This is a genomic window from Ramlibacter sp. MAHUQ-53 (genome assembly GCF_052600055.1).
On record NZ_JBQWTS010000003.1, the window covers coordinates 76,964 to 90,157 of the forward strand.

General features: G+C 70.5%; 13 protein-coding genes. 6 read left to right on the top strand and 7 right to left on the bottom strand.

The window, feature by feature from the left end:
- Positions 1-39 precede the first annotated feature (39 nt).
- Positions 40-783: a 23S rRNA (guanosine(2251)-2'-O)-methyltransferase RlmB gene (rlmB, locus tag ACT80S_RS06360; RefSeq protein ID WP_377414068.1), complete on the top strand. Its 744-nt coding sequence runs from the start codon at positions 40-42 to the stop codon at positions 781-783.
- 25 nt (positions 784-808) lie between these two features.
- On the opposite strand, the gene ACT80S_RS06365 is transcribed toward rlmB, so the two are convergent.
- Entirely contained in the window at positions 809-1,381 is a 573-nt protein-coding gene (locus tag ACT80S_RS06365) for a chromate transporter (protein ID WP_377414071.1), read from the bottom strand.
- Positions 1,378-1,971: a chromate transporter gene (locus ACT80S_RS06370; RefSeq protein ID WP_377414074.1), complete on the bottom strand. Its 594-nt coding sequence runs from the start codon at positions 1,969-1,971 to the stop codon at positions 1,378-1,380. The genes ACT80S_RS06365 and ACT80S_RS06370 overlap by 4 nt, the downstream gene beginning before the upstream one ends.
- A gap of 261 nt (positions 1,972-2,232) precedes the next feature.
- Here ACT80S_RS06370 and ACT80S_RS06375 point away from each other — a divergent pair, with 261 nt between their 5' ends.
- Positions 2,233-4,362 carry an AAA family ATPase gene (locus tag ACT80S_RS06375; RefSeq protein WP_377414076.1) on the top strand — a complete coding sequence of 710 codons (2,130 nt, stop codon included), beginning with the start codon at positions 2,233-2,235 and terminating at the stop codon, positions 4,360-4,362.
- A gap of 503 nt (positions 4,363-4,865) precedes the next feature.
- Here ACT80S_RS06375 and ACT80S_RS06380 read toward each other — a convergent pair.
- The 5 genes from ACT80S_RS06380 to lptF form a co-directional block, all read right to left on the bottom strand.
- A complete protein-coding gene (locus ACT80S_RS06380; RefSeq protein WP_377414079.1) occupies positions 4,866-6,035 on the bottom strand; it encodes a pyridoxal phosphate-dependent aminotransferase in 1,170 nt (389 codons plus the stop codon).
- Complete coding sequence (locus ACT80S_RS06385) at positions 6,025-6,972, bottom strand: CysB family HTH-type transcriptional regulator (protein ID WP_377414082.1); 948 nt, start codon at positions 6,970-6,972, stop codon at positions 6,025-6,027. The genes ACT80S_RS06380 and ACT80S_RS06385 overlap by 11 nt, the downstream gene beginning before the upstream one ends.
- A 66-nt stretch (positions 6,973-7,038) precedes the next feature.
- Entirely contained in the window at positions 7,039-7,425 is a 387-nt protein-coding gene (locus ACT80S_RS06390; RefSeq protein WP_377414085.1) for a sirohydrochlorin chelatase, read from the bottom strand.
- The gene (lptG, locus tag ACT80S_RS06395) at positions 7,404-8,504 is read right to left on the bottom strand and encodes an LPS export ABC transporter permease LptG (protein ID WP_377414088.1); all 1,101 of its coding nucleotides are present in this window, start codon (positions 8,502-8,504) and stop codon (positions 7,404-7,406) included. The genes ACT80S_RS06390 and lptG overlap by 22 nt, the downstream gene beginning before the upstream one ends.
- Positions 8,501-9,607 (bottom strand): LPS export ABC transporter permease LptF, encoded by a 1,107-nt coding sequence (gene lptF, locus ACT80S_RS06400; protein WP_377414091.1) that lies wholly within the window; start codon positions 9,605-9,607, stop codon positions 8,501-8,503. The genes lptG and lptF overlap by 4 nt, the downstream gene beginning before the upstream one ends.
- Positions 9,608-9,651: 44 nt before the next feature.
- Between lptF and ACT80S_RS06405 the strand changes: the two genes are divergently transcribed.
- The 4 genes from ACT80S_RS06405 to ACT80S_RS06420 all read left to right on the top strand — a co-directional run bounded on the left by ACT80S_RS06405 (position 9,652) and on the right by ACT80S_RS06420 (position 13,169).
- Positions 9,652-11,190 (top strand): leucyl aminopeptidase, encoded by a 1,539-nt coding sequence (locus ACT80S_RS06405; RefSeq protein ID WP_377414093.1) that lies wholly within the window; start codon positions 9,652-9,654, stop codon positions 11,188-11,190.
- Positions 11,190-11,624 (top strand): DNA polymerase III subunit chi, encoded by a 435-nt coding sequence (locus ACT80S_RS06410; RefSeq protein WP_377414095.1) that lies wholly within the window; start codon positions 11,190-11,192, stop codon positions 11,622-11,624. The genes ACT80S_RS06405 and ACT80S_RS06410 overlap by 1 nt, the downstream gene beginning before the upstream one ends.
- Positions 11,621-11,923 carry a hypothetical protein gene (locus ACT80S_RS06415; RefSeq protein ID WP_377414097.1) on the top strand — a complete coding sequence of 101 codons (303 nt, stop codon included), beginning with the start codon at positions 11,621-11,623 and terminating at the stop codon, positions 11,921-11,923. Before ACT80S_RS06410 ends, ACT80S_RS06415 begins: the two co-directional genes overlap by 4 nt.
- A 112-nt stretch (positions 11,924-12,035) precedes the next feature.
- The gene (locus ACT80S_RS06420) at positions 12,036-13,169 is read left to right on the top strand and encodes a branched-chain amino acid ABC transporter substrate-binding protein (protein WP_377414099.1); all 1,134 of its coding nucleotides are present in this window, start codon (positions 12,036-12,038) and stop codon (positions 13,167-13,169) included.
- The last annotated feature ends 25 nt before the right edge of the window (positions 13,170-13,194 follow it).

Genomic DNA, 13,194 nt, shown 5'->3' on the forward strand with positions numbered 1-13,194 from the left:
TGTAAAACCTGCCCCGCCCGGCCCGGGATAATCGCGGCAATGTCCGCACCGAAAGTCCTGTTCGGGTTCCACGCCGTCGGCGTGCGCCTGAAAACCTCGCCCGCCTCGATCATCGAGGTCTACTACGACAACACCCGCCGCGATGCCCGCATGCGCCAGTTCCTGGACCGGGCCCGCGAGGCCGGCGTGCGCCTGATCGAGGCCGACGCGCTGCGCATCGCCAAGCTCGCCGGCAGCCATGGCCACCAGGGCGTGGCCGCGCGGGTGAACGCGGTCGAGAACGCCCGCTCGCTCGACGACCTGCTCGATGCCCTCGAGGCCCGCGGCGAGGCGCCGCTGCTGCTGGTGCTCGATGGCGTGACCGACCCGCACAACCTCGGCGCCTGCCTGCGGGTGGCCGACGGCGCTGGCGCGCACGCGGTGATCGCGCCCAAGGACCACGCGGTGGGCGTCAATGCCACGGTGGCCAAGGTGGCCAGCGGCGCCGCCGAGACCGTGCCCTACTTCATGGTGACCAACCTGGCCCGCACCCTGGGCGAGCTGAAGGAGCGCAACATCTGGGTCATCGGCACCAGCGGCGACGCCGACAAGACCCTCTACCAGGTGGACCTGAAGGGCCCGGTGGCCCTGGTGCTCGGCGCCGAGGGGCCGGGCATGCGCCAGCTCACGCGCAAGACCTGCGACGAGCTGGTCTCCATCCCCATGTGCGGCGCGGTCGAGAGCCTGAACGTCTCGGTCGCCAGCGGCGTGTGCCTCTACGAGGCGCGCCGCCAGCGCCTCTGAGGCGCTGCCGGGCCCGCGCCCGCGCTCAGACCCAGCCCAGCGCCCCGACCAGGGCGCCCGCGCCCAGCAGCCACAGCAGGTGGATGCGGGTGCGCCAGACCACGAGGGCGGTGACGATGCTCACCGCCCACAGCGGCCAGCCCGAGAGGTCGTAGCGCCCGCCGGTGGCGAGGATCCAGCCGGTGGCGACCAGCAGGGCCACCACGATCGGCGTCATGCCCAGCTTGAAGGCCCGCACCCCAAGCCGGTCGCGGTTGCGGTGGCCCCACTGGGCGGCCACGTAGGTCAGCACTGAGCTGGGCACCATGATCCCGGTCATCGCCAGCAGCAGGCCCAGCGCCGCGCCGGGCAGGCCGGCGGCGTTCTGGCCGACGTTCCACCCGAGCAGGGCGACGAAGAGGATGTTGGGCCCCGGCGCCGCCTGGGCGATGGCGATGGAGGTGGAGAACTGCTCCTCGCCGAGCCAGCCCTGCTGATCGACCAGCCAGCGGTGCATGTCGGGGGCGGTGGTGATGGCGCCTCCCACTGCGAGCAGCGACAGCGAGGCGAAGTGGGACAGCAGGTTCAGCCAGTCGGCCGCGGAGAAGGCGAGCGTCATTGGCCGCCTCCCAGCTTGCGCCAGGTCAGCACGCAGCCGATCGCGCCCAGGCCCAGCAGCACCAGCGCCAGCGGCAGCCGCAGCAGCCCGATCGCCACGAAGGTGGCCACCGCCAGGGCCATGCTCACCGGGATGCCCAGGGGGTGCTTGCGCAGGGTCGGCAGCAGCTTCAGGCCGGTGGCGCCGATCAGGCCGGCCGCCACCGCAGCCATGCCGCGCAGCGCGCCGGCCACCTGCGGCGAATCCGCGAACTGGCTGTACAAGAGCGCCAGCGCCAGCACCACGCACAGTGGCGCCACCAGCATGCCGGCGACGGCCGCGCACGCGCCCGGCAGGCCGAAGTAGCGCGTGCCGATCATGATGGACAGGTTGATCACGTTCGGCCCCGGCATGATCTGGGCCACCGCCCATTCCTCCACGAACTCCTCGCGGGTCATCCAGCGCTTGCGCTCGACGAGCTCGCGCTGCACCACGGCAAGCACGCCGCCGAACCCCTGCAGGGCCAGGAAGGTGAAGGAGATGAACAGGTCCGCCAGGGAGCGGGGCCGGGCGCGGGGCGCGTGGTTGTCGTCGTTGTCGTGTTCGTTCACCGCGGCATTATCGACGCGCAAAAAAATCCCCCGGGGCCGGTGAGCACCGAGGGAAGAGGCCGGGGGAAGAAACTTGAAAGAAAACCCGGCACCGGTTGGACAGCGGCAGGCCCTGCGCGGTTCCCGCGATCCGCGTGCCGGCAAAAGGTCACGGAATCGCGGCCTCGTTGGGCTCGAGCCGGCGCCAGGCCCCCAGGCGTCGGCCCGCGTTCGTAGGATCGCTCCGATCTGCCTGTCGGCCATCTTCCAGAAAGCGAGCCCATGACGGACCTGTCCGCATCCACCCCCCCACGCAACGAATTCACCGAGGACGAGGCGCCCGCGGGCGGCCTCTGGCACAGCCTGCGCCGCGCGGTCGCGCGCCTGTGCGACTGGTTCGCGGTCCAGGGCCCGGCAGTCCGGGCCCTGGTGGCCGGCCTGGCCCTGCTGATCGCCGCCAGCGGCACCTACTCGCTGGCGCTGTGGCACCGGCATGCCCAGGTCGCCGAGCAGGTCGGCCGCATGGGCGGCCAGGAGGGGGCCGAGGGCCTGTGGCGCCTGGACGACCGCCTGCCCGTGGTCTTCGGCGGCGGCTCGGTGCTGGGCTTCCTGGCGCAGCAGCCGGTGGAGCGGGTGACCGTGGTGTACCAGGCGCTGCTGTGGAACGTGTCCGAGCGCATCATCCTCGTGCAGTCGCAGGGCCGGCTGCATGCCTACTACCCCTCCGACCTGGAGACCAAGATCTTCTCCGACCAGGCCGTCACCGCGCCCTGGGGCGCGCGCCTGGCCTTCGTGCCGCGCTCGGAGCTGTCGCCTGCCGCGCAGGCCATGGTCGAACGCCTGGACCAGCGCTTCGCCGGCGCCCGCCCGCAGGCCGAGAAGGACGCCTGGAAGGCCGGCGCCAGCGGCCTGCTCTCGGGCGCGCTGACGCTGGGCCTGCTCGGGTTCCTGTTCATGCAGCTGCGCGGGCAGCACAAGGCGCTGAAGTTCATCGAGCCGCAGCAGGTCCAGGGCAGCCTGGACGACCTGGTGGGCATGGACGACATCAAGTCCGAAGTGGCCCAGATCAAGGACCAGTACCAGCGCCGCGCCGAGTACGCCGCCTACGGGATCGACAAGCCGTTCAACGTGATGTTCAGCGGCCCGGCCGGCACCGGCAAGACCAAGCTGGCCAGCTACCTGGCCAAGGCGCTGGGGCTGCCGATCCTGTTCCACTCGGCGGTGAACCTGGAGACCGGCTACGTCGGCGGCGGCGCCAACACGCTGGCGCGCATCGTCTCCCTGGCCAAGCGGCGCCAGCGCTGCATCGTCTTCCTGGACGAGGCGCAGGACCTGTTCATGAAGCGCGGCGGCCACCGCAAGTTCGACGACGACACGCAGAACATGCTGCTGGCGGTGCTCGACGGCGTGCGCACCCGCAACGACGCCGAGATCATCTGGATCGTGGCCTCCAACTTCAACGCCGGCCAGATGGAGATGGACGAGGCCATGCTGCGCCGCTTCCAGATGAAGGTGGACTTCCGCCTGCCCAATCGCGAGGAGCGCGAGTCCATCGTCGGCCATTACCTGTCGCAGCGCGCCGGCAAGGTGGCGCCGGACATGGACCTGCGCCACCTGGTCGAGGTCACCGAGGGCTGCAGCCCGGCGGACCTGGAGACCATCGTCAACCAGGCCGGCATCTGCGCGGTGCAGGCCGGCGGGCTGATCGACTCGGCGACGCTGGCACAGGCCGCCGAGCGCGTGCTGGTGGGCAACGTCAACACCAGCACCACCCAGGACCGCGAGCGGGACCGGCGCATCGTCGCCGTGCACGAGTGGGGCCACTTCCTGGTGGACTTCGAGCAGGAGCGCCGGCGCTGCGAGGGGGACTGGGGCCGCATCCAGGCCGAGATGAAGACGCTCAAGATCTCGCTCAAGGCCAACCCGCGCAACAACGCGCTGGGCTTCGTGTTCCACAAGCAGGGCGCGAACCTGCTCAAGACCAAGGCCGACATCGAGCACGACGTGCGCGTGCTCCTGGGAGGCATGGCCAACGAGGAGCTGTTCTTCGGGGAGGAGGGCACCACCAACGGCGCGCACAACGACATCAGCCGCGTCACCCGCCTGCTGCACCACGCGGTGGGCGAGATGGGGATGTACCGCAAGACGCGCCTGAACTTCGGCGCGCTGGCGGACGGGCCGCGCACGGTCGACGAGGAGACCCGGGGGATCATGGAGGCGCAGAGCGAGCGCCTCTACGCCGAGACCCGCGACCTGCTGGCGCGACGCAAGCCGCTGACGGAGCACCTCTCGCGCAAGCTCATGGCCGCCGGCGAGATGAGCCTGGAGGCGGCGCTGGCGGAGATCCGGGCGTTCGAGTCGGCCTGCCTCGGGTTCCACGCGCGCGTGGGCATCGAGCTGCCCGCGGGCTGAGGTCGCGGGCGCGTCAGGCCCCGCCGGGTTCGAGCGTGAGCCAGGTGCGGCCAGCGCAGGTCGAGCCGCATGGCCTCGCAGGCCACGAGGTCGGCGCGCCGCTCGGCCACCACCGTTTCCTGCTCGAACCCGGCATCGACCAGCAGCCCGTGGAGCCGTGATGGGCCGTCTGCCGCGCCGGGGTCTCGAGGCTGTCGGCGCCGTGCCGGACTCCGAAGCGGCCATCGGAGAAGCGGCTGGCCATCCAGTGGCGGGACTCGAACGGCCGGTCGATCACCGGCGTGGCCGACTGGTACGGCGGCGGCCTGGCCTGCAGCGCCACGAGCGGGGCGAGGGCGGCCTTGTCCTCCGACGGCACGGGCGAGTGATGGGCATGGGCATGGGCAAGAACGAGGCGTTTCCCCCAGGCGATCGGAGTCCGTCTACCCGCGGGTTGTGTTCGCGGCAACTCTTGCAACGACCACAACAATGACGTCGCACCGCTGCAACCCGGCCCGGGCCGCTCAGAGCCTGGCCAGGCGCTCGAGGGCCGCGCGCAGGGTCTCGTCCTTCTTGGCGAAGCAGAAGCGCACCACGCGCTGGTCGAAGCCGTCGCCGTAGAAGGCGGACAGCGGGATCGCCGCCACGCCCACCTCGCGTGTCAGCCACTGGCAGAAGTCGGACTCGGACAGGTCGCTGACCCGGGAGATGTCGACGCACTGGAAGTAGGTGCCCTCGCTGGGCAGCAGCCGCAGCCGGGTGCGCGCCAGGCCCTCGCGGAACAGGTCGCGCTTGCGCTGGTAGAAGGCCGGCAGCTCGCGGTAGGGCGCCGGGTCCGCCATGAAGGCGGCGAGGCCGTGCTGCACCGGGGTGTTCACGGTGAACACGTTGAACTGGTGGACCTTGCGGAATTCCGCGGTGAGGGGCGCAGGCGCGGCCACGTAGCCGACCTTCCAGCCGGTGACGTGGTAGGTCTTGCCGAAGCTGGAGACGATGAAACTGCGTGCGGCCAGGCCCGGGAAGCGCGCGGCGCTGGGGTGGTCCGCGCCGTCGAAGACCATGTGCTCGTAGACCTCGTCGCTGATCACCAGCACGTCGGTCGGCGCCAGCAGCTCCTGCAGGCGCAGCATCTCCTCGCGGGTCCAGACCGTGCCGCTGGGGTTGTGCGGCGTATTGACCAGGATCGCGCGGGTGCGCGGCGTGAGGGCGGCGGCGATGCGGTCGAAATCGGGGCGGAAGCTGCCCGGCACCAGCGGCACGCGCACCACGGTGCCGCCGGCCAGCTCGATGTTGGGGACGTAGCTGTCGTAGCAGGGCTCGAGCACGATGACCTCGTCGCCCGGGCGCACCACCGCGAGGATGGCGGTGATGATGGCCTGCGTCGCGCCGGCGGTGATGGTGACTTCGGTGGCCGGGTCGTACCGGCGGCCGTACAGGGCCTCGACCTTGGCGGCCACCGCCTCGCGCAGCGCCGGCACGCCGGGCATGGGCGGGTACTGGTTGTGGCCGGCGGCCATCGCGCCGGCCACGGCCTCCACCAGGCGCGGGTCGCAGCCGAAATCGGGGAAGCCCTGGCCGAGGTTGACGGCCTGGTGCTCGGTGGCCAGCGCCGACATCACGGTGAAGATGGTCGTGCCCACCGAGGGCAGCTTGGTCTCGAGGGCGGGCGTGCGCACCGGGGTGTCAGAGGTCATAGTCGTTGACATGGCCGCTCATGGCCTTGGCGATCAGGTTGCGGTCCAGGCGGTCGGACAGCAGCTCGGCGAACTTGAAGACGAAGTTGCGCAGGTACGCGCTGCGCTTGAAGGCCACCCGGGCCACGTTCTGCCCGAACAGGTGGCCCAGCGGGCGCACCGCCAGGTCGGCGTTGCCGCCGCCGTCCTCGCGCACCGCCATCTCCGCGACGATGCCCACGCCCAGGCCGAGGCGGACATAGGTCTTGATCACGTCGGAGTCGATCGCCTCCAGCGCGATGCGCGGCTGCAGCTTGCGATGGGCGAAGGCGGCGTCGATCCGGGTGCGGCCGGTGAACGAGGGGTGGTAGGTGATGATGGGTTCGGCCGCGAGGTCTTCCAGCGTCACGCGCTCCTTGGCCGCCAGCGGGTGGCTGGTGGGCATCACCAGCACGTGCTGCCACTCGTAACAGGGCAGGGTGACCAGGTCGGGGTAGTCGGCCAGCGACTCGGTGGCGATGCCGATCTCGGCGACCTCGTCCAGCACCATGCGCGCCACCTGGTCGGGCGAGCCCTGGTGCAGGCTCACGTTCACCTTGGGGTAGGCCTCCCGCAGGCGCGCGACCGGCACCGGCAGCACGTAGCGGGCCTGGGTGTGGGTGGTGGCGATGGACAGCGTGCCGCTGTCCTGCGCGCTGAACTGCTCGCCGATGCGCTTGAGGTTGCCGACCTCGCGCATGATCAGCTCGATGCTCTTGAGGACGTGCTGGCCCGGCTCGGTGATGCGCTTCAGGCGCTTGCCGTGGCGGGCGAAGATCTCCACGCCCAGTTCCTCCTCCAGCTCGATGATCGCCTTGGAGACGCCGGGTTGCGAGGTGTGCAGCGCCTTCGCCGCCTCGGTCAGGTTCAGGTTGCGGCGGGCAGCCTCCTGGACGAAACGGAACTGGTGAAGGTTCATATTGAATTTCTTCTAAAAGAGAAATTCATTATGCAATAAACCTCTAACAAAATCGCCAAGGACCTCTCAGGGCGCGGCGGGCAAGGCAAGGTCGGCGAGCAGGTCCAGCAGCCGGTCGTCCTCGCCCACGGGGCGCTGCAACTGCCAGTCCACCGCAGGGTGGGCGGCGCGCAGGCCGGCCACGATCTGCGGCAGGTCCTCGCGGACATGGCGGCCGGCGCCCAGGAACATCGGCACGATGGCCACGCTCGCCAGGCCCAGGCCGGCGAGTTCGCCGGCGGCCGTGGGCAGGTCGGGCGTGGTCAGCTCGAGGTAGGCGCAGCGCACCGGGGTGCCGGGCGAGCGCGCGGCGACACGCGCCGCCACCGACTCCATCGGCAGGCGCCACAGCGGGTCGCGCGAGCCGTGGGCAAAAAGGATCACGCCGTGGTTCATCGCCGCAGCACCAGCCATCCGAAGGCTCCCAGGGAAAGAAATGAGTAAATCAGGCCGGGGGCCGCGGCCGTGAGCCAGGGCCACCAGTTGCGAAGGTTTCCGATGTAGCCGAACACGTTGTTCAGCAGGAAGAAGCTGATGCCGATCAGGACGCCGCCGAACACGTAGCCGGTGATCCCGCCAGAGCGGAAGTGCAGGTAGGCGAAGGGCAGGGCGAGCACCACCATCACCATGCAGCTGAGGGGGTAGAACACCTTGCGCCAGAACTCGATCTCGTAGCGCTGCGAGGTCTGGCCGTTGGCCTCGAGGTGGCGGATGTACTGGAACAGGTCGATCGTGCGCATGCGCTCGGGCTTGAGCAGGGCTACCGAGACCATCTCCTGCGTGATGCCGGTGGGCCATTCGAGGGTCTCCAGGCGGGCGCGCGGGGCCGCCATGTTGCCCGAGGCGGCGGGCTGGAACTCGGTGCGCTCGACCTCGTGCAGGCGCCAGCCCGCCGCCGAGAACTCGGCGCGCCGGGCCTGCAGCAGGGTCACCAGGAAGCCTCGGTCGTCGGCCTCGAAGATGCGCACGCCCTGCAGGCTGCCATCGGAGGTGAGGGCGGCGACGTTGACCGTGTAGGTGTGCTCGGGCTGGCGCTCCTTGAGCCAGGCGCCGGTCTGGCCCACCGACAGCCGTCCCTGGTAGCGGGCCTTGAGCAGCTGCGCCGAGCGGTCGGCGAGCGGGGCCAGGTAGTCCCCGGTGGCGAAGGTCACGAGGGTGAAGGCCGCCCCGAGCAGCATCAGCGTGCGCAGGGCGCGGCCTGGCCCGAGCCCGGAGGTGCGCAGGATAGTGTACTCGGAGCTCTGCGCCAGCCGCGCCATCACGAAGATGGTGCCGATCAGGACGGCGATCGGGATCAGCTCGTACAGGTGGCTGGGCACCAGCAGCAGCACGTAGGCCAGGGCGTTGGCCAGGCCGTAGGCGGAGCCGCTGCGCCCCACGGCGGGCAGCTCGTCGACGAAGTCGAAGAAGAAGAACAGCGCCAGGAAGCCGAGCGCGACGAAGCCCACCGCGGCCAGCACCTCGCGGTAGATGAGGCGGCGCAGGGTCATCATGTGGCGGCTCCCTGCGCGCGCGCACGGCGCAGGCGCGGCCAGACCCGCCAGTTGTGATGCTGCTTGGCCAGCCACAGCAGCGCCACGGCCAGGACGCCGCCATGCAGCGCCAGCATGAAGGTGGCGAAGCCGGCGCGCCCGCTGGAGATCCAGCTCTGGCCGATGTTCAGCATGTTGTAGTACAGGACGAAGGCGAACAGCGCGAACAGCAGGTTGCCGCTGCGGGCGGCGCGCGGGTTGGCGCTCGAGACGGTGATGGCGATCACCACGAAGTTGAGGGTGGCGATCACCAGGCCGAGGCGCCAGGCCAGCTCGGCGCGGTTGGCGGAGGTGGGCTCGGCCAGGAGGGTCAGCGTGCTGCGGGTATTCGCCGGCAGCTCGATGCGTGGGGACAGGCCGCCCTCGCCGACGCGGTTGCCCAGCTCCTCGAAGTCGGTCACCTTGAGGTCGGTGCGCTCGCTGGAGCGCTCGATGCGCTGCCCGTTGGACAGCAGCAGGAACTGGCTGTCTCCCTGGACGACCACGCGGCCGGTGCGCGCCGAGGTGACGGTCTCGCGCCCGTTCTCGTTGGTGGCGATGAACACGTTCTTGCCGGACTTGTTGTCCGGTGTGTCCTTGTCCAGGAAGAAGACGCGGTTGCCGCGCGCCGACTCCTGGAACTGCCCGGGGGCGACGCGCTCGAGGTCGCCGCGGCTGCCGTAGCGGTCCTTGAGTTCGCGCGTCTGCTGGTTGGCCCAGGGCCACATGACCAGGGCCAGGATGGCCACCACGGCGACCACCGGCCAGGAGAACCGCAGCAGGGGGCGCAGCAGCGCGCCGATGCCGCGGCCGGCGGCGAACCAGATCACCATCTCGCTGTCCCGGTACATGCGCGAGAGCGTGCCGACGATGGAGATGAACAGCGACAGGGTCAGGATCGGCGCCAGGTAGCCCAGCACCGTGTAGCCCATGACCATCATCACTTCCTGCGGGTTCACGCTGCCCTTGCTCGCCTGGCTGAGGGTGCGGATCAGGGTCATCGTCATGACGATCGTGACCAGCACCACCAGGGTCGCGCCGAAGCTGCGGGCGAGCTCCTTGCGTAGGGAGGAATGGAATAACATCGGCGCGCTGTAGTGGCAGTGGCTTCGAGAGAGAACAAGGGATTATGGACTTTGAACTGAAGACCCTGGGCCTGGACGCGGCCTGCGCGGAGAAGTGCGATGCGATGCTGGTGCTCCTGGCCGAGGGGTTCAAGCCCGGCAAGGACGCGATCTCGCTGATCGCGGCGGACGCCCTCAAGGCCCGCAGCCTCGAGACCAAGCCCGGCAAGTCGCTGCAGTCCTGGCGTCCCGCCGGCGTGGCCGCGCCGCGCCTGCTGCTGGCCGGCGTGGGCGACGGCAGCGGCCGCCGCATCCAGTCCGCCGTGGCCGCGGCCGTCGCCTCGCTGCGCGGAGCCGGCATCAAGCGCCTGGCGGTGTGCCTGCCGGCCGGCAGCGGCGCCGCGTCGGTGCGCGGCGCGGTCTCCGGCGCGAGCGAGGCGAGCTACGTGTACGTGGCCACCAAGTCCAAGGGCGAGCCGCGCGAGCTGGCCAAGGTCGTGATCGGCGTGCCGGACGCCGAGGCAGTGCGGGGCGACTTCCTCGCCGCCCGCGGCACGGCGCACGGCATCGAGCTGGCCCGCGAGCTGGGCAACCTGCCTCCCAACCGCGCCACCCCCACCCACCTGGGCGAGGAGGCCCGCAAGCTCGCGAAGGCCGGCGGCTTCGAGGTGCAGGTCCTCGGTCCCAAGGAGGTCGCCAGGCTCGGCATGGGCTCCTTCATGGCGGTGGCCCAGGGCTCTCAGGAGCCGCTGCGCTTCATCGTCCTCAAGTACCAGGGCGCCCCGGCCTCCGAGGCGCCGGTGGTGCTGGTGGGCAAGGGCATCACCTTCGACAGCGGCGGCATCTCGATCAAGCCCGCGCCCGAGATGGACGAAATGAAGTTCGACATGGGCGGCGCCGCCAGCGTGCTGGGCACCTTCCGCGCCCTGGCCGAACTCCAGCCCCGGATCAACGTGGTCGGCCTCATTCCCAGCTGCGAGAACATGCCCTCGGGCCACGCCTTCAAGCCGGGCGACGTGGTCACCAGCCTGAGCGGCCAGACCATCGAGGTCCTCAACACCGACGCCGAGGGCCGCCTGATCCTGTGCGACGCGCTCACCTACGCCGAGCGCTTCAAGCCGCGCGCGGTGGTGGACATCGCCACGCTCACCGGCGCCTGCGTGATCGCCCTGGGCTCGGTGCGCAGCGGCCTGTTCGCCGCCGACGATGGCCTGGCGCAGGCGCTGCAGGCGGCCGGCGACATCGCCCTGGACCCGTGCTGGCGCATGCCGCTGGACGAGGAGTACGGCGAAGGCCTCAAGACCAACTTCGCCGACATGGCCAACGTCGGCGGCCGCCCCGCAGGCGCGGTCACCGCGGCCAAGTTCCTGCAGCGGTTCGCCGGGGCCTATCCCTGGGCCCACCTGGACATCGCCGGCACCGCCTGGAAGGGCGGCGCCGCCAAGGGCGCCACCGGCCGGCCGGTGGGCCTGCTGGTGCAGTTCCTGCTGTCGCAGGTGCAGCCGCCGGCGCCCCGGGCGCGCCAGGCGGCCCGGGCCGGCGGCGCCGGCAAGGCCGCCAAGGCCGCCAAGGCCGTGAAGCCGGCCAAGGCTGCCAAGGCCTGATGACCGACATCAGCTTCCACGTCAACCTCGGCGACCCGGTCGCCTACGCCTGCCGGCTGCTGCGCAAGGCCGCGGCCAGCGGCGCCCGCGTCGTTGTGGTGGCCGAACCCCAGGACCTGCGCGCGCTCGACCAGGCCCTGTGGACCTTCTCCCCACAGGACTTCCTGCCGCACTGCGTCGCCGGGGCGGCGCCTGCCTCGGTGCTGGCGCGCAGCCCGATCGTCCTGGCGCCCGACGCCCACGCGGCGCCGCACCGGCAGGTGCTGGTGAACCTGGGCACCCAGGTGCCGGAGGGCTTCGACGGCTTCGAGCGCCTGATCGAGCTGGTCGGCCGGGACGAGGCGGCGCTGCAGGAGGCCCGCACGCGCTGGAAGCACTACGCCGCCCACGGCCACACCCCGACCAAGTTCGACCAGAAGGACGTCGCCGCATGAACGAAACCCCGACGCCGCGCACGCCGCCGCGCTTCGTGCCCACCCTCACGGAGGTGGTGGAGGCGCACCCGGACGACGCCGGCGAGGCGCCCGCAGGCCAGCCCGGGCCGTCCGAGGAGCAGCTCGTTCGCCGCATCATGCAGCGCGTGAGCGAGGGCCTGGAGCAGCGCCTGCGCGAGGCGGTGGCCCAGGTGGTCCTGGAGCAGACCCGGGGCATCGCGCCGCTGGTGGCGGCGGAGGTTGAGTCGGTGGTGCGGTCTTTGGTGGCGGAGGCGCTCGCGCAGGAGCGGGGGCGTTGATATTTCGCCACCCCGTGGTTCTTCTAGGCCGCCGGGTGTGAAATTTGCGATACCGTTGCCGGGTTGCGGGGCAGCCCCCCCAACCCAATCCCAACTTCGGAGGTTTAGTCCCATGAAATTCGAACTGAAGCTCGGCGTGGCTGCCGCCCTGGCGGCTGCCGCGGGCCTGGCCGGCGCACAGGACGTGCAGGTGGTGAAGATCGGCCACGTCGCTCCCATCTCCGGCGCCCAGGCGCACTACGGCAAGGACAACGAGAACGGCGTGCGCATGGCCCTCGAGGACATCAACGCCACCAACCCCGTCATCGGCGGCAAGCGCGTGCGCTTCGAGATTCAGGCCGAGGACGACGCCGCCGACCCGAAGCAGGGCACGGCCGCCGCACAGAAACTGTGCGACGCCAAGGTCGCTGGCGTGGTCGGCCACCTGAACTCCGGCACCACCATCCCCGCATCCAAGGTCTACAACGACTGCGGCATCCCGCACGTCACCGGCGCGGCCACCAATCCCAACCTGACCCGCCCCGGCTACAAGACCACCTACCGCATCATCGCCAACGACAACGCCCTGGGCGCCGGCCTGGCCTTCTACGCCGCCGACGCGCTCAAGCTCAAGCGGGTGGCCATCGTCGATGACCGCACGGCCTATGGCCAGGGCGTGGCCGACGTGTTCAAGCGCACCGCGCAGTCCAAGGGCATGCAGGTCGTGAGCGAGCAGTTCACCACCGACAAGGCCACCGACTTCATGGCCATCCTGACCGCTATCAAGGCCACCAACCCCGACGCCATCTTCTACGGCGGCATGGACCCGCAGGCCGGCCCCATGCTGCGCCAGATGGAGCAGCTGGGCATGGGCAACGTCAAGTACTTCGGCGGCGACGGCATCTGCACGTCCGAGATCGCCAAGCTCTCCGGCGGCGCCAGGACCCTGGGCAACGTGGTCTGCGCCGAGGGCGGCGCCTCGCTGGTGAAGATGCCCGGGGGCGAGGCCTGGAAGAAGCGCTACGACGCCAAGTACCCCAACCAGTTCCAGGTCTACAGCCCGTACACCTACGACGCGACCTTCGTCCTGGTCGACGCCATGAAGCGCGCCAACTCGGTCGACCCCAAGGTCTACACCGCCAAGCTGCTCGAGACCAACTACAAGGGCGTGACCGCCAACATCGCGTTCGAGCCCAATGGCGAACTGAAGAACCCCGCCATGACGCTCTACGTGTACCGCGATGGCAAGAAGACCCCGCTGAACTGAGCGCGTCCTCCCGCGCGAGAAAGCC